The following is a 22,814-nucleotide window of genomic DNA, read 5'->3' on the forward strand; positions in this document are numbered from 1 at the left end:
CTGAGGATACGTTTTGCCGTATGGAGAGGAGCGGATAATCCGGGATCGGCTGGTTTTTCATAGCCAAGAGGAAGTCTAACTTCCGGTATTCCCGAAAGGGATGTGCATTTTAAGAGATAGAGGAAATTTCGTTTCCTTTATTTTGGCGTTTTGGAGTGGAGTAGGCTGTTTCGTCGAAAGTAACGGAACCTATTCTTCCGCTAAACGTCTTTTTCCTGCGGCGAATAACAGATAACGGAAGTAGTTCTTCCAGAAGAAGCTTCACAGGCTGGATGGGAAGTCGAAGCTGCCGGTGCGGTTTCGACGCAGGCTGCGTATCAGCAATCGAGCGTGAAGGATGACAGCCGTCACTTCGGCTTGCCGGGCGCCGCTCCTCTTTCCCGGTAGTGCTGGGGCGACACGCCTTCCATCTTTTTGAAGATGCGGCTGAAATAAAAGGGCTCCTGGTAGCCGACCTCCATGGAGATTTCCTTGACGGTTTTATCGGTCTGATGCAGCAAATGTTTGGCGCGCTGCACGCGCAGCTGCTGGACGTAATGATGGATCGTCGAACCCGTATACTTGCGAAATACTTGGCACAAATATTCATACTTTCTTTCCATGGCCTGCTCCAGCTGATCCTTGCTCACTTCGCGCTCGTACGAGTTGTTCAGCATATTGACCAGTTTGCGGAACGTAATATATGAGATCGGAAACGAAGTGTCGAGGTGGCTGGACTCCAGAAATCCGGAGGCGATCCGGTGAAGCATGTCCGACAGCAGCAGCGTGGCCTGATACCGGAAATATCCTTCAGGCCGGTTCATCGTGTCCAGAAGTTTCTCGAACAGGCCGAGCAGCGTATAGCGGTCCCGGTTGCTGAACTGGCGGGGAATGATCAGCAGATCCTCGTGGCTCACCTTCACGGTCCTTAATTCTGTCCGCTCGGCATGCACGATATTAAGTTCGGAGGCGCGATTTAGAACGAATTCGTTCATGCCGGGCTCGCAGGAGAACTGCACCCAGAAAAACTTGCCCGAACCTTCGCAAGGACTCCATCCGCCATGCGGCTCCCACGGCTTCAGCAAGTACGAATCTCCCATCTGCAGCGTCATCCGGCTGTCTCCCGTCTGCAAATGAACCGTCCCCTCCGCCACAACGATCAGCTCGTAATAAGGGTTATAGTGCATATTGTTGAAGAAGGAAGTGCTGCGGTTCGTATCGAGATAATCGGCCCATCTGACGTCTAGTGTCGATAAACGGGACATGGAATAGTAGAGAGTCATGACTTCCTCCGATGATTTTTCATGACAAAACCTTAATCCTGTTCATGGATGCGGCGGGCGGCCGTTCCTATAATGAAATCAGGCTACATGCATTATACCATGACGGATAAGCGGCTGGAGGAGAAGATATGGGAATCAGTATTTTGAATGAGCGGGACTATTACCGGATCGTGTACGGCGGATGGCTGGGCAAAAATATCGGCGGAACGCTGGGCGCGCCGGTAGAAGGCAGGAAGGAGCTGCTGGATCTGACCTTTTATCCGAAGCTTCCGGACGGCCCGCTCGAGAACGACGATCTGGACTTGCAGCTCGTCTGGCTGCACGCTTTGGAGCAGTACGGTCCGTCCTTGACCGCACGGGAGCTCGGGAAGGAATGGGCGGAGCACGTATTTTTCCCGTTCGACGAATACGGGTATGCGCTTGCCAACTTGCGCCGGGGGCTGCAGGCTCCGGTAGCGGGCTGGTTCAACAATCCGTTTACGAACTGTATGGGTTCGCCGATCCGCTCCGAGATCTGGGCGATGGCTGCGCCGGGCGCACCGGAGATTGCGGCATATTACGCGTATCAGGACGCCATCGTGGACCATGCCGGGGGCGAGGGCGTATATGGGGAAATGTTTTTCGCGGCGCTGGAAAGCGCGATCTTCGTCGAGAAGGACAGAGACCGGCTGATCGAAATCGGCATGAAGCACATTCCGGAAAGTTGCCGGACCGCCAAAGCGATGCGGGACTTGATCCGCTGGCACAAGGAAGGCTGCAGCTGGACGGAAGCGCGCGAGCTGATTCTGAAGCATCACGGAAACGATAATTTTACCGATGCCCCGCAAAATATCGCGTTTACGATTCTCGGCTGGCTGTACGGCGACAACTTTGAGGACGCGCTGCTGAAATCGGTCAACTGCGGCTATGATACGGACTGCACGGCGGCGACGCTCGGCGCGATTCTCGGTATGCTGCTCGGACCGGAACAACTGCCGGAAAGATGGGTCAAGCCTGTAGGCGACCGGGTCGTGGTGAGCCCTCCGATCAAAGGATTTCCGGCTCCGGCCAATCTGGACGAATTGACCCGCCGCACGATCCGTATGGGCAAGCAAGTGCTCGCGGCCTGGGATTCGGACATCATCGTGCATCCGGAACTGCCGACCTCCTGGAGCCGGAAGGAAGCGGCAGTAGACCCGCTGATTGCATTATCGGAAAGCCCGGTATCGTCGAACCGGTATCAGCTTCCCGAAGGGTCTGTGCGTAATCCGGATCTGGAACTGGTTATCGAGTATGGGGAGACGGGCCCCGCGATCGGGACGAATCAGACGAAATCCGTCATTTTCGAGTTGACCAACTGTTCCCGGGTCACCGTTGAAGGGACGGTCTCCCTGGAGCTGCCGGACGGATGGACCGCTTCCGAAGCTCGGCCGGTCGTGCTGGAGCCGGGGCAATCGTACCGCTGGGAAGCGGAAATTCGCGCTAACGAGTTGGTAAACTCGTGTAACGGCCTGGCGTTTCTATGGACCAGAAACCATGACGTGTCCGTATGGTCCGAACAACGGGTAGCGTTCTCCCTCGTCGGAGCTGCGAAGTGGACGGTATGGGGACCTGACGGGCAGCAGCTCGAGGACGTCTGGTTTAGCGGAAACAGACTGGACTGGGAGAAGGCGCTCGGAGCCGAGACGGAGGGCGCGTACCGGGCCAGAACGACGATGCATGTTCCGACGGAGAGACCGTTCCGTCTTATAGCCGCAGCCAACTGCCCGGTTCGGATGAAGCTGGACGGACAGCTTGTCGTCGACTGCGGCGATACGCTGCCGCTGATGCCGGCTTTCCATAGAGCTCCCCCCAGACAAACGGCCGAATTGACGATCGGGGAAGGTTATCATGAAGTGGAAGTGGAAGTCGTAAAGGGTGAAAGGCCGCTCGAAGTATACGTCCTGCCCGTATCCGTAAGGAAGACGTCCTCTCCAGGCCCTTGCTACTTCTTCACGGACGTAACCTGGGGGCTCCGTTGAGAGTCGACGCACATCAGCATTACTGGGAGCCGCAGCGGGGCGATTACGGCTGGCTGACCCCCGGGCTGGACGCGATGTACCGGGACTTTTTGCCGGATCAGCTCGAGCCGTTGCTCGGCAAGTACAGGATGGAAGGTTCCGTTGCGGTGCAGGCCGCGCCTACTGTGGAAGAGACGAAGTATCTTCTGGCACTGAGCGATACGTACCCTTCGATTCTGGGGGTCGTCGGCTGGCTTGATCTCGAGTCGCCCGGATTCGCTGAAGCTTTGGCCGGGCAGCGCGAGCATCCGAAGTTTGTCAGCATCCGGCCGATGATTCAGGATTTGCCGGACGACTGGCTGCTGGGCGAATCGGTTGCGGGTTCCATGCGGATTTTGGAGCGGCAGCGGTTTCCGATCGACCTTCAGCTCCGCCCGCGCCTGCTCGACAGTGCGGTTAAGCTGATGGAGCGAGTCCCGGAGCTTCCCGCCGTTATCGATCATCTGGCGAAGCCGGATTGGAGACAATCCCCGGTCCGGTGGCAGGAGGCGATTCGGCGGCTGGCGGAGTACCCGAATGTGATGTGCAAACTATCCGGAATGGTGCCGGAGAGCAGAGAACGGTGGGATGCCGAGGCGTGGAAGCCGTACGTGACCTATGTATTGGACGTGTTTGGCCCGGATCGGGTGATGTACGGAAGCGATTGGCCGGTTTGTCTCTGGTCGGCTGACTACGATCGGGTGTACGAATCGTTGGCCGGGCTGCTTCCTGCCGGACCGGAGGATTCGAGGTGGACCGGCTTGTGGGGAGACAATGCGGCGCGGTTTTACGGTTTGAGATGAACGGAACGGACTTCGGCGTATTGCCGTTTTTCATCCATAACTAATGAACCTTCATTTCCTGCAATAGATCGCGGGAGGGCGAAGGTTCTTTTTATTTTGGGCCAAAGAAAGGGACTGGAGCAGGGAGGGGAATCGTAATGGAACCAACTGGAGCAAGCGATACTGCCCGTTTCCTCAGACGCGCCGGCGTACGGGTATGCCGAAAAACCGTCTGGGGGAAATCCCACTCCCGGACGGTTATTACAGGGTTAAGATTAGTGCGCAGCGATGCCGAAATACGTTTTGCACGAATCTATGCCGCCGTTCACGCGCGCCGGGAGCCGCTCATGGGCACGGGCCGACCGGATAAGGGTGGTTTGTACCCTGTATTTTGTCCGAAACCCGCTTGGTCGGGGAAATAAGAGCGGTTCGTAGCTGCTAAAACCGGCTAAAAGAGTATAGCGAGCCTGTCGATTCATTGTGGACAACCAAGTGGAAAAGGAAAAGATTACCTTCTGGCGAGTTTTGTCTGGAATCCCCTACCTTACAATCCTTATTCAATCAAGGGATTCCGGACAACCTGTTTGAGCAGAAGAAGGTAACTTTTCACTTGGAACGGACTGATAACACTTCTACACAATGAATCGACAGTCTCGCCAAAGGCTCTTATTCCTTGCAGTGCCGCTCCCGCAAACACGTCTTCAGTGAAGCGAAACGTTCATATCCGAGGGGAATGTTTGCGCAGGGGGGATTGGACTTGAACAAGGCCGGGTTTGGAAGCTTTTCTTAGAAGGTCGAAACCAAAAGCGGTTGTATACGTTGTATATGGATATGCCAGCCGTCCTGTCGATATATGCGTCAAAGTCCCGCCGGGCCTAAGATCAGTGGCAATCGGGGGCGTCGTTGTACACAATTCCGTCTCCGGTCAATACGATTAGGGGCTGAGGCACGTACGGCTTCGCCTCTACGACGGAAACCCGGTCCTTTTGTCCGTATACGGCCACCACGACTGCTACGATGGCGATCGTCGAGAAGGAAATCCATTTCTTCTTGTTCATTTTCGCCAAACTCCTTCCGTCAGCAATGAAGTTAGATGTAGTATACCTTATTTCACACCAGAATACTAGGGATTATTCGGGGAGAGGTTTGCAATTCCAGAACGTGCAAGGTTTCCTACCTCGCCAAAACCATTCGTCCGCTGCATTCGTGAACGGGTCCGATTTTTTGAGGGCCCATTATGAAAAATTTTGCAAACCATGTAACTTTTTTTGTCGATGCGACGTCTATAGTTTGTATGAACGAACTATGAACGCGAAAGAGATAGGAGGAGAATCGGGGGATGGCTTGGCTTCCGCGTTTTGCCGCGAAAAAAAAGAAGGAAACGGCGCCGGCTGCAGCATCCGGTGAACGGCCCGCGACATCGGCTGCTGCGGTGGAGACCGCGTCGGCTGCCGAGACGGCTTCCCGGGACGGAACAGCGGCGGTGGCCGGTCTGCCGGTCAGGGGAGAGCCGGCAGCGAATGAGCTGATTCTGTCCGTCAACCATGTCGAGCGTTCATTTCCGGTAGGCGGTCAGCAGCTTCACGTCCTGAAAGGAATCGATATGGAACTGAGGCGCGGCCAATTGGTTATGCTTCGCGGACGTTCGGGCTCGGGCAAGACGACGCTGATGAATATGATCGGCGGCCTTGATCAGCCGAACAAAGGCGAGATTTATTTTATGGGACACCCGTTCCATCAGTGGAATGACGATAAGCGGACCGAAGTGAGACGCAAGCAGATCGGGTTCATCTTCCAGGCTTATGCGCTTATGCCGCTGTTGTCCGCATGGGAAAACGTCGAGCTGTCGATGAGGATGGCCGGTATTCCGCGTTCGATGTGGAAGCCGCGAGTCGAGCATTGTCTGGAACTTGTCGGACTTGGCAAAAGGATGCACCACCGCCCGTTCGAATTGTCCGGCGGCGAGCAGCAGAGGGTGGCTATCGCCAAATCGATTGCACACCGTCCAACGCTGCTGCTGGCGGACGAACCGACTGCGGAGCTCGATTCGCAGATGGGCGCGCAGATCATGTCGGTTTTTCGCGAAATCATCGAGACCGAGCAGGTGACGATCTGCATGACTACACACGACCCTACGATTTTGGAGGTAGCCGACCATGTCTATCAGATGGTTGACGGGAAATTCGTCACTACATAAACGCAGCAAAACGATACTTACAGTTGTATTGGCCGTATCCATGATAGCCGCCAGCGGTTGCTCGCTGCTTCCGAAAGAAGAGGAAGAGGAAGTGCTTCCGGCGATTACTCCGCCGAAAATTTCTGCGAAGCCGGAGCACACAGTCAAGACGACGACTCTCGAAACGAAAGTGAGAGGCGCCGGCCGGCTGATGTCCACCAAGGAGGAAATCTTGTATTTCACCGAGGACAACAAACGGATTAAGGAAATGTATGTCAAATCCGGAGATGCGGTCACGGCGGGCCAACTGATCGCGGAGCTTGACGTCAGCACGCTGGAAAGTGAGCTTCGTACGCTGAGACTGCAGCAGCGCAGCGAGGAGCTGGCGATGATCGAGAAGCTTCGCAAAAGCGACGGCGACCAATCGGCAACCGAGCTGGAGCAGGCCAAGATCCAGTTCGAGCTCAAAAAGGAAAAGCTGACTGAGCTGGAAACGTCGATCGCCAAGGCGAAGCTGAGCGCTCCTTTCGGCGGGACAATCGTCTCCGTGCCAGTCAAAAAAGGCGACAGCGTCAAGGCGTACGACGATATTGCCGTCATCGCCGACCTGAACGAGCTGACCGTCGTGGCCGACCTGAGCGCCGACGACCTCAAAAAGGTAGCGGTCGGAATGGAAGTGCTGGTCGATATTAACATGGCTGGTCAGCATAAGGGCAAGGTGAAGCAGCTGCCCGCTCCTAAGCAGGATAACAACAACAACCCGGGCGGGCAGAAGAAACAAGACACGATCGACAACTATCTGGTCGTGGAGCTCGATGCGTTCCCTCAAGGACTCAACCGCGGAACGCCGCTAAGCGTGCAGGTCATCACCCAGCGGAAAGAAAACGCAGTCGTCATTCCGGCTTCCGCGCTTCGCAGCTATTCCGGCCGCAACTATGTGCAAGTGGTCGACGATAAGGGGAAGCGGGAGGTAGACGTAGAGATCGGCCAGCAGACGTCGACCGAAGTGGAGATCCTTAAAGGCCTGCAGCCGGGGCAAAAAGTGGTGGGGAGATAACGTCTATGCCTATGCTCCGGTTTTTGTATCGTAAAATGTGGAATAACCGCTGGATGACGCTCAGTACACTGCTCGGGCTTATTGTGGCGGTAGCGTTCACGACCAGTATCCCGATGTACTCGGACGGCTCGCTCAAGCGGGTCGTAGCGAATACGCTGCTGGACAATACGGACGGACTGCCTCCGGGCTCGACGCTGATCCGTTATCAGGCGGTAGGGGCGGATAAAGCCGATCTGGAATCGCTTGGTGACGTTGACGCCTACATTCGCGACGAGATTCCGAAGCAGATCGGATTTCCGTTTACGACTTATGCACGTTCTTATTCGATTCGGGGTTCGCAGATCACGCCGGTCGATCCGACCAAGACGGACCCGAGCAAACGCCGCCAGATGACGATCGTCACATACGGCGGCTTGGCCGACCATATCGAGATGTCGAACGGCAGCCCGTTCTCCGATCAAGTCAAGAACGGGGTCATCGAGGCGGTCGTTTTCGAAGAAGCGATGTACCGGAACGATTTCAGAGTCGGAGACGAGTTCAATTATCCGATTACCGGCGGGCAAGGCATCGCACCGCTTAAGGTGAAGGTTGTCGGCACGTTCAAGCCGAAGCAGGAGGAAGACCCTTATTGGTACCAAGGCTTCGAGGGACTGCTCAACAGCCTGATCGTCAGTGACGAAGTGTTCCAGAACGAACTGCTCCAGCAGAAAAAAATACCGCTTAATCTTGCGAACTGGTATTACGCGTTCGACTTGCGCGAAATCAAAACAAGTCAGCTGTCCGATCTGTCCCGGATTCTGGACCGGCTGGACATTACGCTGTACCAGAAGCTGAAGGATACGAGAGTGGACTTCTCGTTCCAGGATATGCTCACCGAGTTCAAGCGGCAAAGCTTGCAAATGCAAATGACGCTGTTCACGCTCGCTGCGCCGATGATCGCGATGGTCTTTTATTATATCGTCATGAATGCGCGCCAGTCGCTGGACCGCCAGCGGAGCGACATCGCCGTACTGCGAAGCCGCGGGGGAAGCACCCGCCAGATCATTTGGGTATATTTGCTGGAAGGGCTTCTGCTCGGCGGTATCGCCCTCCTTATCGGTCCGGTTATCGGATGGATGATGGCGAAAAGCATCGGCTCGTCGAACGGATTCCTTATGTTTGTCGACCGGAAGGCGGTTCCGGTAGGAGTGACGACGGAAGCGCTGATGTACGGGGGAGCGGCGGTGCTGCTGGCCATACTTGCGAGCGTAATTCCGGCGGTTTCCTTCGCCCGGTCGTCCATCGTCAGCTACAAGCAGCAGTTGGCCCGTTCAGACCGCAAGCCGTTCTGGCAGAAATGGTTTTTGGACGTGCTGCTTATTCTGCTGGCCGGATACGGGTATTATTCGTTTCAAAATTATCAGGTGTTGTCGGCCAAAACCGGCTTGACGAACGATCAGCTTCAGGTGCATCCGCTGTTGTTTTTCGTTCCGGCGCTTACGATATTCGCGCTGGGCCTGTTTTTCCTGAGATTGTTTCCGTGGCTGCTGCGGCTGTTTAACTGGCTCGGCAAAACGTTTTTGCCCGTACCGATCTATTTGACGCTTACGCAGCTGTCCCGTTCGTCCAAATCGTATTATCCGCTTATGCTGCTGCTTATTTTGACTCTGGGCCTAGGGGTATACAACTCCTCTGCAGCACGGACGATCGATCTGAACTCCACCGAGCGCACGTTATACCAGTACGGCACCGATGTCGTGCTTCAGCCCGTATGGGAAGCGTACTCGGAAGCACCGCCGCCGTCGCCGGATCAAGGTCAAGGAGGCCAAGGCGGTCAGGGGGGACAAGGCGGTCAAGGTGGCCAAGGAGGCCAAGGAGGCCAAGGCGGAGGCGGAGGCGGCAACCCGGGAGGCAATCCCGGCGGCGAACCGCAAAACTCGAAGATGCTGTACCTCGAACCGCCGTTTGAAATTTTCCGCACGCTGGAAGGCGTGGAACATGCGGCGAGAGTGCTGCAAACGAAAGGAAACGTCGTCGTTTCCGGCAAATCGCTTGGCGCCGGTACCGTCATGGGTATCGACAACGTGGACTTCGCGGAAGTGGCCTGGTTCCGCAACGATTTGTTCCCGGCGCATCCGCGGCAATATTTGCAACTGCTCGGCTCTTACGAGCATGCGGTGATCATCCCGGAATCGTTCGCCAAGAAACATCAGGTGAAGCCGGGCGATCTGATCTCGATCGCGATTCAGCAGCAGATGGTCGAGTTTGTCATTGTCGGCACGCTGCCGTATTGGCCGTCGCTGTATCCAGATCAATCGCCGTTTTTCATCGCCAATCTGGATTACATATTCGATCAGGCGCCTCTCGTACCTTATGACGTCTGGCTGAAAATGAAGCCCGGAGCGCTGCTCGCTCCGATTATCGAGACGCTGCAAGAGAAAAATATTCCATTGGTCAGCTACAAGGACGTACGAAGAGAGCTGATCACCCAAAGCAAACATCCGTCGCGCGGCGGCGTATTCGGCATACTGAGCCTCGGTTTCCTCGTATCGGTTCTCGTATCGCTGATCGGATATGTGCTGTATTGGTTCTTTAATCTGTCGAGCAGGGTCGTCCAGTTCGGCGTCTTGCGGGCAATGGGATTGTCGCGCAAGCAGTTGACCGGCATGCTGCTTCTCGAACAGGTGTTTACCGCGGGCTTGTCGATTGTGCTGGGCTTCGTCATCGGCAGGCTGACGAGTATTCTGTTCCTGCCGTTCCTGCAGACGACGGAAAATGCCAAAACCCAAGTTCCGCCGTTCCGGGTCGTGTTCGAAGCCAGAGACATGTATCAGCTTTACGCCGTCGTCGGATTTATGCTGATTACTGGCGCAACGCTGCTGCTGCTTCATATTCGCCGGCTGAGAGTGCATCAGGCGGTTAAGCTGGGGGAGGAGCGGTAACCGATGATTACTTGCGAAGGATTAGTTAAAATTTTCAAAACCGACGAGATCGAGGTCGTCGCACTGCAAGGCTTGAACATTTCGGTAGAAGCCGGCGAGATGATGGCGATTATCGGCAACAGCGGAAGCGGAAAGTCGACGATGCTGAACATTCTGGGCGGACTCGACCGCCCTTCCGCGGGCCAGGTCCGGGTCGGCGAATGGGATCTGCTGAAGATTACCGACGAACAGCTGGTAGAGTACAAGCGCAAGACGGTAGGCTTCATCTGGCAAAATAACGCTCGGAACCTGCTTCCCTACTTGACCGCGCTGGAAAACGTGGAAATGCCGATGATGCTGAACGGCAAGGTGGATCGCGCCTACGCCAAGCAGTTGCTGGATTGGGTGGGGCTCAAGGAGCGGATGAACAACAAGCTGTACCAGCTCTCCGGCGGGGAGCAGCAACGCGTCGCGATCGCCATCTCGCTGTCGAACCGGCCGTCGCTGCTGCTGGCCGACGAACCTACCGGTTCGGTGGATACGCAAACGTCGGACCTGATCATGGATATTTTCCGCAGGCTGAACAAAGAGATCGGCATCACGATCGTAATCGTCACCCACGATCTGTCGCTCGCCAGCAAGGTGGACCGGGTCGTGGCCATCCGCGACGGCCTCACGAGCACCGAATTCGTGAAGCGGAACGAAAATCTCGATTTCGATGCAGGCGCCGGCGCTCATCTCAAAGGAATCCGTGCGGGGCACGAGGAGTATGTCGTGCTTGACCGTGCGGGCCGTCTGCAAATTCCTAAAGAATATTTACAAGCTCTGCAAATCACGAACAAAGCGTCGATGGAATTCGACGGCAAGACGATTACGATTAAAGCGCCGAAACAATTAGGGGGAGAAGCGAATGAATCAATCTAAACCGCGATGGCTTAAAACGTTGACCGGCCTTACGGCAATTGCGACCTTGACCGTGCCGGTACTGGCAGCATGCAATAAAGGGGAAGGGCCGGGCGATAAGGGCGAGCAGGTGCTGCGTATCGCGACTCCGTATTACGGCGAGGAGGATGAGTACTTCCGCCAACAGTTTACCGAAATTTTCGAATACAATAATCCGAACATAAAGGTCGAGATCGTGTCTGCGGTCAATCAGGACCAGTATCGTTACGGACCGAGACCGGAAGGGGAAAAACCGGAAGATCCGAACGAGAAAATGAAAGAGCTGATGAACAGCGATAACCCGCCTGACGTCGTTATGCTTAACTTTGAGCAGCTTCCCGATCTGATCAGCAACAACATGCTGAAGCAGCTAGACGCGGACATTACAAAGGATAAATTCGACTTGTCAGACGTAGTGCCGGCCGTCATCGACGGGATCAAGTCTGCAGGCGAAGGTAAGATTTATGCGCTTGCGCCGACGTTTTCCTCTCAAGTGCTGCTGTACAACAAGAAGCCGTTTGACGATGCGGGTGTTGGGTACCCGAAAGACGGCATGACCTGGGATGAGATGTTCGAACTGGCGCGCCGGGTATCGAAAGGCGAAGATGAAAACCGCGTGTACGGATTTTCTTTTAACCAATACAATTACGGCTCCAAAGAAAACTTGTTCCACGAGATGAGGACGTATACGGCGCCGCTTCAATTGCGTACGTTCTCGGATAACGCTGAAAGTATGACGGTGGATTCCGATCAATGGGAAAAAGTATGGTCGACGATGATCAGCCTCAGCAAGGAGAAAATATTCCCCGAGCCGATCGATTACAGCAAGATGGATGCGGCCAGACGGGCGCAGATGGCAAGCGGCGAGTACAATCCGTTCCAAAACAATACGTTCATGAACGGCAAGCTCGCGATGACGCTTGGTCATACGTATAATATTAACGAACTGATCCGCAGCAACAAAAATGCAGCCAACATTAAAGGGTATACGCCTATCGATTGGGATATCGTCTCGATGCCTTCGCATCCGGAGTTTAAAGACGTCGGCGGCAACGTGTACCTGAACGGTCTGATGGGCATTAACGCCAAGGCTCAAAACTCGGCGGCAGCGTGGAAGTTCATTAAATTCATCAATGGCGAAGACTGGGCCAGACTGAAGTCCAAGAGCGTCAACCAGCTCGTATCCCGCGCGAAGTACATTCAGCCTCGCGACGGCATGCAATATAACATCAAAGCGTTCTACACCATGAAGCCGGTACCGGTTCAGGACGAGATGAGCGAGCTGTATCGGGAATACCAAAATATCGGTCAAGTGTATGATATTGGCCGGGAATATTTCAAAAAAGCGATTGAAGGCAACATTACCGTCCGCGAAGCGCTGAAAGAATGGCAAACGGCCGGAGATGCGGCGCTGAAGCAGATGAAGGATAATCCTAACGCTCCGATCAACATCATGCCCGGCGGCGGCCCGATGATGATGCCGGCGTTCTAATCGATGAAGGATGCCGGATCGCCGACTGAGGCGGTCCGGTTTTCGCATTTTCCGACAATTTCCGGGAAGTCCATGCTATAATGAACCTATGTCTGACATCGAAGGGGAGATTCCAATGCGGAAACGGGTCCACAGCAAAGATGTAAAGGAAGCTGCACTGCGCAAGCTGCAGGAGCGCGGCGTACAGCTTGAAGATATCGCTCATATCGTCTATGAGATGCAATCTCCCTATAATGCGGGTTTGAAGCTGCAGTTGTGCCTGGAAAGCGTTCGGGCGGTGCTGGAGAAGCGCGAGATACAGCATGCGATATTGGTGGGGATCGAGCTCGACCAGCTGGCTGAGAAACAGATGCTGTCCGAACCGCTGCAGTCGATCGTCGAGACGGACGAAGGGTTGTTCGGCTGTGACGAGACGCTGGCGCTTGGCTCGGTATTCGGCTATGGGAGTATTGCTGTTACGACGTTCGGTCATTTGGACAAGCATAAGGTCGGAGTGATCAAGCGGCTTGATACGAAAAGCGGGAACGGCGTCCATACGTTCCTCGACGATCTGGTGGCGAGCATCGCGGCTTCCGCGGCCAGCCGGATCGCTCACCGGATGCGCGACGAGGAGGAGCGCCTGGAGGCGGTCGATAACCCTGCGGTGCTTCGGGGAGAGCATGCGGGCTGAATAAACGGTATAGAACCTCTCACGCAGAGATGCGGGGAGGTTTTTTTGCGGCCTTTTTCGTTTATAGCGGGGGCGTAAGCGTTAGGGCAAATAGCGTGCTTCTGAAACTTTTTGCATAGAATCGTACCGATTCCGGTAAAAAAATGGGGGAGATGGGATATGCTAATGAGAGAACAAAATCAAAGAAAGGATCGGTCGGAATTGAAGATGCAATGGGTGTACTGGGTCAAGCTGTATGAAAGCAAATTCCAGGCGGGTTGTCTGGCCAAGCGGATGGAAGAGGATTGGTGGATCTACGGCTACGAATGCCCGCAGTCGGTGGAAGTGTTCAGGTCCAAGAAAGGCCGGTTCGGCGTCCGGTATCAGCTGTAGGGAACAAGAAAACTTACGTACCGTACCAATAAGTGAAAAAAATATTGACATCCACTCTTCATATGGTGTATATTTATTTTTGTCGCTGTCGCGAACAGGACAGCATTTCCAAACGACGCGGGGTGGAGCAGCCCGGTAGCTCGTCGGGCTCATAACCCGAAGGCCGCAGGTTCAAATCCTGCCCCCGCAATAATCTTTTCCGCTCATTGGGGCCCTTAGCTCAGTTGGTTAGAGCGGTCGGCTCATAACCGATTGGTCGGGGGTTCGAGTCCCTCAGGGCCCACCAGAAATAGCATGCGGCAATCATAGATTGATAGGAACGTCCATACATACATGCCGGGGTGGCGGAATGGCAGACGCACAGGACTTAAAATCCTGCGGGGGCAACCCCGTACGAGTTCGAGTCTCGTCCTCGGCATAAACCTACAATCCAAAAACACAAAACGCTTAGTTAAAGACAGTGGGAGTTGATTCCCGTCGATAACTCGGCGTTTTTTTGTACAGGCGAACCGGGTTCGACCTGGTTTTTGAGTGTAAACTTCAAGAGAACAGACTGCTTCCGGGATGTGTCCATGATGATCATTGAAAGTCTTGTCGACCGCAAAAACCAGGCGCCGTTAACGGTGCTGCTTAAACTGAAAAAGGGCGACCCGGTCGATATGCGGCTGGAGGACGGTTCCTGGAAGGTATATGCGCACAACGCCTATCTGGGGGCGATCCCCGATACCTATGAAATAATCGGGAGCCGCTATCAGCATGCGGTCATTACCAAAATGGAGCGGACCGTTACGGTGAATTTCTCGCTGCGATGTGTAACGGTTCAAGAACTCCAAGCGCATGCGGAGAAGCAACGTGTGGAGACGGAACAATACAAGAAGAAGTATATCAAATATCAAAAAGAAAAAGAGTCGGACAAATATAGACCGGGCACCTCCAGCGGCGTTAGTCTGTACGATAAAGAGCTGGATAAAGAGTTAACTTGGAATTATGACCCCGAGCCGTGACTTTGTCAAGTTTCGTTATAAAGCAGTGTATATGTGAAAGTAGTTGCATAGCAGTTGATCTGTAACGTCAGGAAAAGAGAGCTCAGCGGTTAACCGACTGCCAGGGGCTCTCTATTGTTATCAATGATCTGGCAGCATCGAGGAGAATCGTTATGGTTGGCGGAGTCTTGGCCATCGGTATTGCTTTGGGGTCACTCACCGTGAAAACAATCAGTGCTTCTCAGATGGACAACAGTCAGGATCATCCTTCGACCGCCTACTCGGTAAATGAACGCGGCCAAACGTATGGTACAGCAGTAAATGCGCGTACGCCTGAAGAAAGACCGGATTTGATGAAAGCGATCGGAGAGGGTGGAGTATCCGGTTACATATTGAAAAAGGATTTAGAGGGGTAATGCCAAAAACACCGGAAGAGGCAATCGCTTTGATGAATAATCAGATAGCGGAAGGCGGAAGAACAATCCACTTGTATAAAGAAGACGGTAAAACCGTGATTGGCGTTTATAAGATCGGTTTAGGGAACGTTGTTAAGAACCGAAAAGAATAGTACCAGTTAAAATTCAGCAGCCTTGGAAGTGAAGTATTCTTGGCTGCTGTTTTATTTTAATTTTGAAATGAAACAGGACGAGATTCTGATTGTCGAATGCAATTGCAATTTCATCCCCCTCGATAACTTGAAACCCTGAGCTTAAACCCGCGGCAACAAAAAAAGAACTCCGGCCAAGAGCGTCCGCTCTGCCGAAGTTCCCGGGTGAAGCTTATCTTACAACGCGTCGGAAGACGAAGTCGATCCGGCGGCCGGCTGCAACACCGGCTTATAGGTTGAGGCGACGTAGGTGTCGATTTTGGCCTCGCTGATCACTTGCGGATACATCTTATCCGGATCGGGCTGATGAAGCTTGTAGGAGATCAACGCTTGGCCGTCAAGGGTGAACTCGATGTTCGATACCGAGATTCCGTATCCGGGATGCGGTCGGTTGCTCCAGGTTAAGGTTACTTTGTTCACATCGTCGTTTACTTTCGTAACCGACAGCGATACGTCCGGATCTACCGCCGGAACGGGTTTGATCGGTTCGTGCTTTTTGGCGAACAAAATCGCTTGGTTCAGCAGACGGGCGGCTTCGCTGCGCGTAATTTCGTGTTTCGGATAAAAATATCCGTCGTCAAGCTCGGTAATTTTGCCGAGCACCAGATGCTGGATGCTGTTCATGTAGGCTTCGGTGACGTCCGCTTCATCCTTCAGAATGACATACATTTTAATGAACGCATAATCATTTTTGGCGGTCAACGCATGGAACAAAAGATCGGCATACTGTTCTTTCGTCAAGTTTTGCAGCGGATCGGCGTCCCTCGGAATCGGCAGGCCGTTATGATGCGCATAGATGAACGCTTCTGCGTACCAGGCGTCGTTAGGAACGTTGGTGAAATAATCGCTTGCTTCCGGTTTCTTAATAAACCGGATATGATCGATGTTCAAATCAAAAGCTTTAACCAGCATCGCAACGCCTTGCGCCATCGTGACTTTGCCTTTGGGGGCGAAATGCTCGGCCGATATGCCGCTGACGATGCCGGCCTTCTGAAGCGCGGCGATATCCGCCTCGTTAGGATCACCTTGTACGTCGGAGAAGGCATAAGCGGAGCCGCCCAGCATCATCAGCAGGGCTAGCAGTGCGGAGATTAAGAAGGTTGCCCGTTTTTTCATTTCTTTCACCTCTTCGTCTGATGGTATCGTGCAATCGATCGATCAACCTTCTAAACGGGAAACGCCGGAGAAATGTTGCAAAGTTTATCCACTTTTTTTGAGAATGCGAGTTTCGCTGGAAACGGAACAAACGCCAGATGCGGAAGCGTGGCTCCGCAATCTGGCGTTTGTTGGTTGGTTTATTCGTTCAAGCCGGCATGGCCCGTGCTTGTGGCGAGAGACGAATCGGCCGGTGAATAGGCGATCAGAGTTACCGGCTGTCCGGTTTCCTGCTTCAATTTTTGTTCCAGCTGAACGATCTCTTGGATAAGAGCGGGTTTGCCGTTTAAATCGGTGTATTCGTATTCGTTGCGAGTGGACAAGTGTCGCTGCTCCTTTCCGCTCAAAAGCCATCATTCCATCATTCCAAACCTAATCTTAGACTGTCCCGAAAAATTGCTTTCTATACCTGGCATATTCTGTATTGGCAGACAAGCCCGTTTTTGTTAGAATGCGTGTAAGGCCCCGGATCGGGGTCTGTTTGTCCATATGAGGGAGGAGATGAAGCGATGATACGATTATCGGTGCCGATCGTCAAACCCGTCGCGGCAGCACGGTATGGAGGTGATGGCTGCCATGAGCCATAGTGATGCCAAAGGAACAAGAGACGCTTTAATCGGGCAGCTCGTTTATTTTGACGAGCAAGTGTCTTCTTTCTTAGATGAATACAGCGATTCCGCCCGTCAGGACCGGGTCAAGCTTCGCAAGCTGATCGAGCGTTACCAGCGCAAGCTGCAGGATGTTACGTCCAGAAACGACGATCGTCTCGACGAATCGCTTCGATCGGTTGTGCTGATCGGCAGCAGCGTCAAAATCGAATTTCCGGAAGACTCTATCGTGGAAACGTATACAATCGCCTTTCCCGAGCATATCGATCCGGATCAAAACCGGATCTCGTTTTTGTCGCCGCTCGGGCTCAGCCTGTTGTTGGGAAGTGTCGCCGACTCGGTAACCGTAGAAGGGCCGGGAGGAAATTATGTCGTTCATGTCCAGGAAGTGAATTTCGCGGAAAACGCCGTGTATGCGATGCCATAAAGCTGGAAGAAACGCCGGGTCGGACAATGGACGATCCGGCTTTTTGCCTATTGGCGGACGATTGACTTCCCCTGATACCTCCTCTATAATATAAGAACAAATGTTCTTATTCGGAGGGTTCGCGATGAGTAAAGTTCCTGTTGAATGTATGGCTGTCGATAGTTCAACGGCTGCCCGTTCATCCGCAAGACGGATGCCTGACCTGGACGATCGGCAGTATGAAGAGAACATTCGATCGCTTGCAGTCGCTTTATTTACAGAGAGCGAAGCGATCGTGACGGTATGGGGAGACGAGGAGGAGCAGACCATTCAAGGACGGATCACCAAGCTGGATAAGGAACGCAAAAGAATCAAAATCGAGAACGAATGGGAATACAGCTGGATCGACTTCGCCGATGTGGCAGACATACGTCTTCTCTTAGATTGAAGCGAAACTCCCGGATATGGTATGCTGCTTCAGAGCAGGCTTTTCTAACAACCTATCGAGTAATGGAGCAGAGCGGTATGAATAACACTATTGACAAGCAATGGGTATCGCGTAAAGTGCAAAGTTTGATCGCGATATCCGAAGAACTGATTTCTTTCCTGGAAACGAAGCAAGGCGAAGACGGGACGATCCGGATCACGCTTAAAGATTTGGCTGCGGAGCTGAAAACGTCCGTGCCGTCTGCGACCGATCGGCTCGATCGGCTGATCGATTTCGGCCTGGTCCGGCGTATCGATTCCCGTTCGTATCAGATTGTACATACGAATTTGGCGCAGACGCCTTTAACGAAGATCGAAGAATTGATGCAAGTCGTATCGGATGTGCCAAGCTCCAGCTATAAGCAGCAAGCGGAGGCGCTGGGCATATCGGTGGAAGAGCTCGAGATCGTATACGGATATTTTGTTCTTCTCCTGAAGTAGTCTGCCGTTTAGAGTCAAAGGAAGGTCCGGACCGGCACCCATGCACCAATAACGGTAATATCCCGGATGTGCTTCATCCAGAATTCCGCCGGCAACTGCCGCAACTCCAGTTATGACATGATCCGTCCGCTCCTATCATATACTGCTATCACCCTAGGCTAGAGGTGAGAGGATATGGAGCGTAACGGTTCTGCGGTCAGAGGTTTGTTGTTCGCCGTGCTGCTTGTGGCACCGGTCTGGGGCGTGCTGATCTGGTTATGCAGCCGATAACCGGGATCGGGCCGTCTTATGCAGCCGGGATATTTTTTAGAAAAAAACAGAATCGAAGGTTGACATGATAGGCGATCCTTGGTATTATAGTTTTTGTCGCTAATGAATACGACCTGTTAGCTCAGCTGGGAGAGCACTATCTTGACAGGGTAGGGGTCAGTGGTTCGAGCCCACTACAGGTCATATCAGGAAAGCCTTGAGATATCAAGGCTTTTTTCTATTTTCTATTAGCTGGAACGGACCCGATAAGAGTGGTTTGTAGCCTTTATTTTGCGCAAAACCCGCTATGGACGGGGAAATAGCAGCGGTTTGGAGCACTTATAATTGGCCATAGGGGTGCAGACCCCGTCAACGGGTTGAAATAAGAGCTACAAACCGCCTTTATTCGCTTCCATCTATCAAAAAGTCGGGAAATAGAGGGTGCCAGAGACTCTTATGGCGCTCGACCAACCGCCCTCCTGCAGCAAAACGCCGCACGCTGGAAGCAACGTGCGGCGCGATGAGATTCACTTCTTCCTTTGCAGAACCCCAACATACGGCTTCTTACAAATGCCGCGTCAATCGGACACGGTCGGACCGTCTTCATCTACATGTTGCTGCTCCACGTATTGACTCTGATCGCTGCCGTAAATAAAATCGACGGAATAGTCGATGCCGGGCTGATCCGAGTCGGAAGCGGGAGACAGGCTAACGGCTGCTTCGCGGTGATCGGCTGCTTGTTCCTCGTTGTACATGGAAATCCCTCCTCTCGGTATTAACGGGAGTTTGCACCAGGAGGACGGTATTTATGCAGCACACGGGTTATTTTTGCCGATCCGGTACCGCGCGCGCTTGCTTTTACTTTTGATAGCGGACGATTCTCCGGTACATGGACCGGTTCTTCAGCTTCAAGAACAGCGACTTGGCCGGGTGAAAGTTCGCCTCGATGATCCATACCCGCCCTTTGTTATCGATCCCCACATCCAGGCCGACCGTGCGAATCCGGTAATAGTTGTGAAGCTGCCGGGCGGCCTTCAGCCCGATCGACTCGACCCGGTGCTCAATCTCGCTAACCGACCGGCCTTGAACGTCGGATCTCCGGATCGCGTCGGAGAGAGGAACGACTTTGCCTTTGCTGCGAGCGGTATTCGTGATGATATACCCGGCCCCGGCGATTTTCGCCAGCTGCCCCGTCAGCACCCATTCCGAGCTGCCCCGTTTGCGCTGCGCCATGACACGTGCGTCGAACGGACGTCCGTTCACCTTAGCCAATCTGATTTTCTTTTGCACGATGTAGGAGGCGCCTTTTGTTTTGCGCTTGATATACGCATAGGTTTCGCTTAACCCGGATATCCTTTTTTTGCTTGTGCCGTGATGGAGCTTGTAAGATTGGCCTCCCTGGGAGACGACCGACATGACTCCGATTCCACCCGAACCGGAGGAGGGTTTGACGATCACTTTGCCGTACCGGCTGATCAGTTTCTGAAAATGGCTTTTGGTCATCGAATACGTTGACGGAAGGGCGGACGCCAACTCCGAGGACTTTTTCAAGACCCGGTATTTCGCCAGTTTATTTCGGCTGTAGCGCATTCCAGTTCACTTCCCCTGTCTCATTAAATAAAGGGTGATCCTCGTAACGGGTAATCCGGTTATCCGGATCGACGAAGACGACCCGAGGGACCAGCTTGCGGATCTCCTCTTCGTCATACAAGCCGAGACTTAACACAATGACCAGATCGCCGGGCTGGAACAAATGGGCGGGTGGTCCGTTCAGACAGATTTTCCCCGAGCCTTCTGTGCCGGGAATCGCATACGTTTTCCAGCGCGTAGCGTTGCGGAGACTGGTGACCTGGACCATCTCGTAGGGATGGATATTCGCCGCTTGCATCAGGAGAGAGTCGATCGTAATGCTTCCTACGTAGTCCAGACTGGCTTCAGTGACGGTTGCCCGGTGGATTTTTCCTTTGCACATCAATCTCTTCATGCCGTAATGATCCTTTCTCTTCTCGACGAGTAGTCATTCTTGCGGCCGATCTCAACATCAGACTATGCACAACCGCACAGGAACGTTTGGGAATCGGTGAATTTGGCGCAGGAATAGGCGTCAACCCTCGAACTTTCGTACAGGGGTTCATACGTTGTAAGGAAGCTTGAGAACGGGGGGATGCTGCGATGAGATTCGGTTTGGTTTGCGGAACATGCGGGAAACAGAAGCCGTTCGACTTACAAGGGATGAAATGCGGCTGCGGCGGCACTTTGTCGGTGGAGTACGATCTCGAATGGGTCGGCCGGACGCTGACCAAGGAAAGCTTGCAAAGCCGCGTAACGTCCATGTGGAGATACGAGGAGCTGCTGCCTGTTGCGAACAGGGACCATATTGTAACGTTGGGGGAAGGGTGGACCCCGCTGATCCGGTTGTATTCGCTGGAGCGGCAGCTGCCGGTCCGCAAGCTGTGGGTCAAGAGGGAAGAGCAAAATCCGACCGGAAGCTTTAAGGCGCGGGGCTTCTCGGCGGCCATCTCGGTGGCCAGGGAGCACGGTATCCGGAAAGTGGCCGTGAACTCCAACGGCAACGCCGCTTCGGCTCTAGCCGCCTACGCCGGCTATGCGGGCATGGAAGCGTATGTCTTCCTGCCGAAGGATTGTCCGGGGCTGATCGCAGCGGAATGTTCACTGTATGGCGCGTTTACTTGTCTCGTAGACGGATTCATTCACGATGCGGGCCGCATTATTCAGGACGGCGGTCGGGAACAAGGCTGGCACCATGTCGGCACACTGAAAGAGCCCGGTAGGGCGGAAGGCAAAAAAACGATGGGGCTGGAGCTCGCGGAACAGCTCGGCTGGAAGCTCCCCAGTGTGATCGTATACCCGACCGGCGGCGGATCGGGGCTGATCGGCATGTGGAACGCGTTCAAGCAGTTGAAGCGGCTCGGCTTGCTGATGGGCGACTTGCCGAGGATGGTCAGCGTGCAGGAACAAGGCTGCCAGCCGGTAGTCGATAATATGGAGCGGGGCGGACCGTTCGTGCCAATCACGTCCGGCGTCAGCTCCAATCCGACAGGGATGCGCGTTCCCGAGCCTCCGGACGGCGAGATGATCGTCCAAGTGCTGCGCGAGTCGGGCGGCACCGCCGTAGCCGTATCCCCGGAGGAGATCCGCTGTGCGCAGGCGGAGATGGGCAAGTCCGGCATATCGGCATCGCCTGAAGGGGCGGCTGCGTGGGCGGGGTTCCTTCGACTTCTGGACCGGAACGGGCTGCGCCCAAGCGATGAAGTCGTCCTGTTTAATACGTCGCACGCGATGAAATATACGCCGAGTCAGCCGGATCCTTTGCCGGTCGTCCAAACATACGAAGAATGGAAACGCCGGCGGACCTAGGAGGTCTGCCGACCTGCGATTATGATATAATAGCGTCAGCACGAAAAACATAGAAACGCTAGCCTACGCCGGAGGATCAGATGAAACGATACAGTGAGATGAATCAGGAAGAACTACAGGAGCAGATCAAGCTGCTGAAACGGGAGCAGCGGCGGGCGGAGTTTCCGAGCCAGGCGGAGATGCTGGAGCGGAAAATTTGGATGGCCAAAGCGTACTTGCTGTCCCCCGAGTCGTTTCCTCCCGGACAGTATGAGGTGAAAGGGCACTCGGAACCTTTTGAGCTCCGTTATGTGAACGGGGTGATGGCTTGGGGCAAGATGGGGGATGAGGACGAAGCGAGCTTCCTGCTCTCCATGCTGAAGCCGAAGGAAGCGAGCGGCACGGCTGCGGAGAAACCGTCTTGAACGCGGCTCGTCCTCACCCGGATTCCCGCCAGGGACGGGAAAGACGGCCGGATGACGTTGTCCGATCGCTCGCCAGCGGCACCGTTATGCGACAACTCCCCGACCGGCTAATCCGTCCCGCACATCGAACCGAACAGCCGGTCGCAGCGGTCGATCAGCTCGATATCGAGCTGTGTAATGCCGCCTTCGCTCCAGGTTGTGACGCTTAGTGTTACGACTTTATACTCGATCGTGATCATCGGATGATGGTTCAGAGCTTCGGCGATCATCGCGGTTTGCTGTACGAATTCGATGCCTTTCATAAATTGCGGAAACCGGTATTTTTTGATAAGCCACTTGACGTCTTTGCGTGTCCAGCCGGTGCGGGTCGCCAGCAGCTCCTGAATGTGCTCGTCGGTTAATCTGCTCATAATAGCAGCACCACTC

At 54.1% G+C, this 22,814-nt stretch carries 25 protein-coding genes and 4 tRNA genes; 21 read left to right on the top strand and 8 right to left on the bottom strand.

All coding sequences use genetic code 11. From position 1 onward, the window contains the following. Positions 1-347 precede the first annotated feature (347 nt). Positions 348-1,262, bottom strand: coding sequence for a helix-turn-helix domain-containing protein (locus AC3Y2E_RS08795; protein ID WP_379209225.1), 915 nt, complete (start codon positions 1,260-1,262; stop codon positions 348-350). A 128-nt stretch (positions 1,263-1,390) separates the two neighbouring features. Between AC3Y2E_RS08795 and AC3Y2E_RS08800 the strand changes: the two genes are divergently transcribed. Beyond that, the gene (locus tag AC3Y2E_RS08800) at positions 1,391-3,262 is read left to right on the top strand and encodes an ADP-ribosylglycohydrolase family protein (RefSeq protein ID WP_379209227.1); all 1,872 of its coding nucleotides are present in this window, start codon (positions 1,391-1,393) and stop codon (positions 3,260-3,262) included. Then, entirely contained in the window at positions 3,259-4,083 is an 825-nt protein-coding gene (locus AC3Y2E_RS08805) for an amidohydrolase family protein (RefSeq protein ID WP_379209229.1), read from the top strand. Before AC3Y2E_RS08800 ends, AC3Y2E_RS08805 begins: the two co-directional genes overlap by 4 nt. 860 nt (positions 4,084-4,943) lie before the next feature. Here the strand turns inward: AC3Y2E_RS08805 and AC3Y2E_RS08810 are convergent. Next, positions 4,944-5,120 (bottom strand): hypothetical protein, encoded by a 177-nt coding sequence (locus AC3Y2E_RS08810; RefSeq protein WP_379209231.1) that lies wholly within the window; start codon positions 5,118-5,120, stop codon positions 4,944-4,946. 281 nt (positions 5,121-5,401) lie between these two features. Here AC3Y2E_RS08810 and AC3Y2E_RS08815 point away from each other — a divergent pair, with 281 nt between their 5' ends. The 13 genes from AC3Y2E_RS08815 to AC3Y2E_RS08875 all read left to right on the top strand — a co-directional run bounded on the left by AC3Y2E_RS08815 (position 5,402) and on the right by AC3Y2E_RS08875 (position 15,222). Next, on the top strand, positions 5,402-6,259 hold the full coding sequence (locus tag AC3Y2E_RS08815) for an ABC transporter ATP-binding protein (protein ID WP_379209234.1): 858 nt from the start codon (positions 5,402-5,404) through the stop codon (positions 6,257-6,259). Then, the gene (locus tag AC3Y2E_RS08820) at positions 6,219-7,295 is read left to right on the top strand and encodes an efflux RND transporter periplasmic adaptor subunit (protein ID WP_332072971.1); all 1,077 of its coding nucleotides are present in this window, start codon (positions 6,219-6,221) and stop codon (positions 7,293-7,295) included. The genes AC3Y2E_RS08815 and AC3Y2E_RS08820 overlap by 41 nt, the downstream gene beginning before the upstream one ends. A gap of 5 nt (positions 7,296-7,300) precedes the next feature. Next, the gene (locus AC3Y2E_RS08825) at positions 7,301-10,216 is read left to right on the top strand and encodes an ABC transporter permease (RefSeq protein ID WP_379209236.1); all 2,916 of its coding nucleotides are present in this window, start codon (positions 7,301-7,303) and stop codon (positions 10,214-10,216) included. A gap of 3 nt (positions 10,217-10,219) precedes the next feature. Continuing rightward, positions 10,220-11,119 carry an ABC transporter ATP-binding protein gene (locus AC3Y2E_RS08830; RefSeq protein WP_190926274.1) on the top strand — a complete coding sequence of 300 codons (900 nt, stop codon included), beginning with the start codon at positions 10,220-10,222 and terminating at the stop codon, positions 11,117-11,119. Beyond that, a complete protein-coding gene (locus tag AC3Y2E_RS08835) occupies positions 11,106-12,629 on the top strand; it encodes an extracellular solute-binding protein (protein WP_379209238.1) in 1,524 nt (507 codons plus the stop codon). Before AC3Y2E_RS08830 ends, AC3Y2E_RS08835 begins: the two co-directional genes overlap by 14 nt. A 115-nt stretch (positions 12,630-12,744) precedes the next feature. Further along, a complete protein-coding gene (locus AC3Y2E_RS08840; protein ID WP_190926278.1) occupies positions 12,745-13,299 on the top strand; it encodes a phosphatidylglycerophosphatase A family protein in 555 nt (184 codons plus the stop codon). Positions 13,300-13,464: 165 nt separating this feature from the next. Further along, positions 13,465-13,671 (top strand): hypothetical protein, encoded by a 207-nt coding sequence (locus AC3Y2E_RS08845; protein ID WP_379209470.1) that lies wholly within the window; start codon positions 13,465-13,467, stop codon positions 13,669-13,671. A 116-nt stretch (positions 13,672-13,787) separates the two neighbouring features. After that, positions 13,788-13,861, top strand: a tRNA-Met gene (locus tag AC3Y2E_RS08850). A gap of 19 nt (positions 13,862-13,880) precedes the next feature. Further along, positions 13,881-13,957, top strand: a tRNA-Ile gene (locus AC3Y2E_RS08855). Between the two features lie 49 nt (positions 13,958-14,006). Beyond that, positions 14,007-14,089: transfer RNA gene (locus tag AC3Y2E_RS08860), tRNA-Leu, on the top strand. 154 nt (positions 14,090-14,243) lie between these two features. Beyond that, complete coding sequence (locus AC3Y2E_RS08865; protein ID WP_379209241.1) at positions 14,244-14,675, top strand: hypothetical protein; 432 nt, start codon at positions 14,244-14,246, stop codon at positions 14,673-14,675. Between the two features lie 152 nt (positions 14,676-14,827). Next, positions 14,828-15,070, top strand: a complete 243-nt coding sequence (locus tag AC3Y2E_RS08870) for a hypothetical protein (protein WP_379209243.1) — start codon at positions 14,828-14,830, stop codon at positions 15,068-15,070. Beyond that, positions 15,070-15,222: a hypothetical protein gene (locus tag AC3Y2E_RS08875; RefSeq protein WP_379209245.1), complete on the top strand. Its 153-nt coding sequence runs from the start codon at positions 15,070-15,072 to the stop codon at positions 15,220-15,222. The genes AC3Y2E_RS08870 and AC3Y2E_RS08875 overlap by 1 nt, the downstream gene beginning before the upstream one ends. A gap of 216 nt (positions 15,223-15,438) precedes the next feature. Here AC3Y2E_RS08875 and AC3Y2E_RS08880 read toward each other — a convergent pair whose 3' ends face one another. Both AC3Y2E_RS08880 and AC3Y2E_RS08885 read right to left on the bottom strand, forming a co-directional pair. Continuing rightward, positions 15,439-16,377, bottom strand: a complete 939-nt coding sequence (locus tag AC3Y2E_RS08880; RefSeq protein WP_379209247.1) for an S-layer homology domain-containing protein — start codon at positions 16,375-16,377, stop codon at positions 15,439-15,441. Between the two features lie 179 nt (positions 16,378-16,556). Then, positions 16,557-16,739, bottom strand: coding sequence for a hypothetical protein (locus AC3Y2E_RS08885; protein ID WP_379209249.1), 183 nt, complete (start codon positions 16,737-16,739; stop codon positions 16,557-16,559). Between the two features lie 253 nt (positions 16,740-16,992). On the opposite strand from AC3Y2E_RS08885, the gene AC3Y2E_RS08890 reads away from it, so the two are divergent. From AC3Y2E_RS08890 to AC3Y2E_RS08905, 4 genes are all read left to right on the top strand, one after another. Continuing rightward, a complete protein-coding gene (locus AC3Y2E_RS08890; protein WP_379209251.1) occupies positions 16,993-17,451 on the top strand; it encodes a GreA/GreB family elongation factor in 459 nt (152 codons plus the stop codon). A gap of 124 nt (positions 17,452-17,575) precedes the next feature. Then, a complete protein-coding gene (locus tag AC3Y2E_RS08895) occupies positions 17,576-17,878 on the top strand; it encodes a YolD-like family protein (RefSeq protein ID WP_379209253.1) in 303 nt (100 codons plus the stop codon). A gap of 77 nt (positions 17,879-17,955) precedes the next feature. Continuing rightward, positions 17,956-18,357 carry a hypothetical protein gene (locus AC3Y2E_RS08900; RefSeq protein WP_379209255.1) on the top strand — a complete coding sequence of 134 codons (402 nt, stop codon included), beginning with the start codon at positions 17,956-17,958 and terminating at the stop codon, positions 18,355-18,357. Positions 18,358-18,737: 380 nt separating this feature from the next. Next, positions 18,738-18,810, top strand: a tRNA-Val gene (locus AC3Y2E_RS08905). A gap of 374 nt (positions 18,811-19,184) precedes the next feature. On the opposite strand, the gene AC3Y2E_RS08910 is transcribed toward AC3Y2E_RS08905, so the two are convergent. From AC3Y2E_RS08910 to panD, 3 genes are all read right to left on the bottom strand, one after another. Beyond that, entirely contained in the window at positions 19,185-19,361 is a 177-nt protein-coding gene (locus tag AC3Y2E_RS08910) for a hypothetical protein (protein WP_379209257.1), read from the bottom strand. A 103-nt stretch (positions 19,362-19,464) separates the two neighbouring features. Next, positions 19,465-20,196, bottom strand: a complete 732-nt coding sequence (locus tag AC3Y2E_RS08915) for a YheC/YheD family protein (RefSeq protein WP_379209259.1) — start codon at positions 20,194-20,196, stop codon at positions 19,465-19,467. Next, a complete protein-coding gene (gene panD, locus AC3Y2E_RS08920; RefSeq protein WP_379209261.1) occupies positions 20,177-20,590 on the bottom strand; it encodes an aspartate 1-decarboxylase in 414 nt (137 codons plus the stop codon). The genes AC3Y2E_RS08915 and panD overlap by 20 nt, the downstream gene beginning before the upstream one ends. 188 nt (positions 20,591-20,778) lie before the next feature. Between panD and AC3Y2E_RS08925 the strand changes: the two genes are divergently transcribed. Both AC3Y2E_RS08925 and AC3Y2E_RS08930 read left to right on the top strand, forming a co-directional pair. Then, positions 20,779-21,984 carry a threonine synthase gene (locus AC3Y2E_RS08925; RefSeq protein WP_379209263.1) on the top strand — a complete coding sequence of 402 codons (1,206 nt, stop codon included), beginning with the start codon at positions 20,779-20,781 and terminating at the stop codon, positions 21,982-21,984. An 80-nt stretch (positions 21,985-22,064) separates the two neighbouring features. Next, on the top strand, positions 22,065-22,388 hold the full coding sequence (locus AC3Y2E_RS08930) for a DUF1811 family protein (protein WP_379209265.1): 324 nt from the start codon (positions 22,065-22,067) through the stop codon (positions 22,386-22,388). Between the two features lie 107 nt (positions 22,389-22,495). Here AC3Y2E_RS08930 and AC3Y2E_RS08935 read toward each other — a convergent pair whose 3' ends face one another. Next, entirely contained in the window at positions 22,496-22,798 is a 303-nt protein-coding gene (locus AC3Y2E_RS08935; protein WP_332072955.1) for a 4a-hydroxytetrahydrobiopterin dehydratase, read from the bottom strand. Between the last annotated feature and the right edge of the window lie 16 nt (positions 22,799-22,814).

The organism is Paenibacillus sp. MAH-35 (assembly GCF_058135425.1).

Bases quoted from the DNA above. Each gene is read 5' to 3' on its own strand.
- AC3Y2E_RS08800 (WP_379209227.1), top strand. From the start codon at position 1,391: ATGGGAATCAGTATTTTGAATGAGCGGGACTATTACCGGATCGTGTAC.
- AC3Y2E_RS08830 (WP_190926274.1), top strand. From the start codon at position 10,220: ATGATTACTTGCGAAGGATTAGTTAAAATTTTCAAAACCGACGAGATC.
- AC3Y2E_RS08880 (WP_379209247.1), bottom strand. From the start codon at position 16,377: ATGAAAAAACGGGCAACCTTCTTAATCTCCGCACTGCTAGCCCTGCTG.
- AC3Y2E_RS08865 (WP_379209241.1), top strand. From the start codon at position 14,244: ATGATGATCATTGAAAGTCTTGTCGACCGCAAAAACCAGGCGCCGTTA.
- AC3Y2E_RS08815 (WP_379209234.1), top strand. From the start codon at position 5,402: ATGGCTTGGCTTCCGCGTTTTGCCGCGAAAAAAAAGAAGGAAACGGCG.
- AC3Y2E_RS08895 (WP_379209253.1), top strand. From the start codon at position 17,576: ATGAGTAAAGTTCCTGTTGAATGTATGGCTGTCGATAGTTCAACGGCT.
- AC3Y2E_RS08810 (WP_379209231.1), bottom strand. From the start codon at position 5,120: ATGAACAAGAAGAAATGGATTTCCTTCTCGACGATCGCCATCGTAGCA.
- AC3Y2E_RS08910 (WP_379209257.1), bottom strand. From the start codon at position 19,361: ATGTACAACGAGGAACAAGCAGCCGATCACCGCGAAGCAGCCGTTAGC.
- AC3Y2E_RS08825 (WP_379209236.1), top strand. From the start codon at position 7,301: ATGCCTATGCTCCGGTTTTTGTATCGTAAAATGTGGAATAACCGCTGG.
- AC3Y2E_RS08875 (WP_379209245.1), top strand. From the start codon at position 15,070: ATGCCAAAAACACCGGAAGAGGCAATCGCTTTGATGAATAATCAGATA.
- AC3Y2E_RS08900 (WP_379209255.1), top strand. From the start codon at position 17,956: ATGAATAACACTATTGACAAGCAATGGGTATCGCGTAAAGTGCAAAGT.
- AC3Y2E_RS08835 (WP_379209238.1), top strand. From the start codon at position 11,106: ATGAATCAATCTAAACCGCGATGGCTTAAAACGTTGACCGGCCTTACG.
- AC3Y2E_RS08930 (WP_379209265.1), top strand. From the start codon at position 22,065: ATGAAACGATACAGTGAGATGAATCAGGAAGAACTACAGGAGCAGATC.
- AC3Y2E_RS08925 (WP_379209263.1), top strand. From the start codon at position 20,779: ATGAGATTCGGTTTGGTTTGCGGAACATGCGGGAAACAGAAGCCGTTC.
- AC3Y2E_RS08915 (WP_379209259.1), bottom strand. From the start codon at position 20,196: ATGCGCTACAGCCGAAATAAACTGGCGAAATACCGGGTCTTGAAAAAG.
- panD (WP_379209261.1), bottom strand. From the start codon at position 20,590: ATGAAGAGATTGATGTGCAAAGGAAAAATCCACCGGGCAACCGTCACT.
- AC3Y2E_RS08820 (WP_332072971.1), top strand. From the start codon at position 6,219: ATGTCTATCAGATGGTTGACGGGAAATTCGTCACTACATAAACGCAGC.
- AC3Y2E_RS08840 (WP_190926278.1), top strand. From the start codon at position 12,745: ATGCGGAAACGGGTCCACAGCAAAGATGTAAAGGAAGCTGCACTGCGC.
- AC3Y2E_RS08845 (WP_379209470.1), top strand. From the start codon at position 13,465: ATGAGAGAACAAAATCAAAGAAAGGATCGGTCGGAATTGAAGATGCAA.
- AC3Y2E_RS08795 (WP_379209225.1), bottom strand. From the start codon at position 1,262: ATGACTCTCTACTATTCCATGTCCCGTTTATCGACACTAGACGTCAGA.
- AC3Y2E_RS08935 (WP_332072955.1), bottom strand. From the start codon at position 22,798: ATGAGCAGATTAACCGACGAGCACATTCAGGAGCTGCTGGCGACCCGC.
- AC3Y2E_RS08870 (WP_379209243.1), top strand. From the start codon at position 14,828: ATGGTTGGCGGAGTCTTGGCCATCGGTATTGCTTTGGGGTCACTCACC.
- AC3Y2E_RS08890 (WP_379209251.1), top strand. From the start codon at position 16,993: ATGAGCCATAGTGATGCCAAAGGAACAAGAGACGCTTTAATCGGGCAG.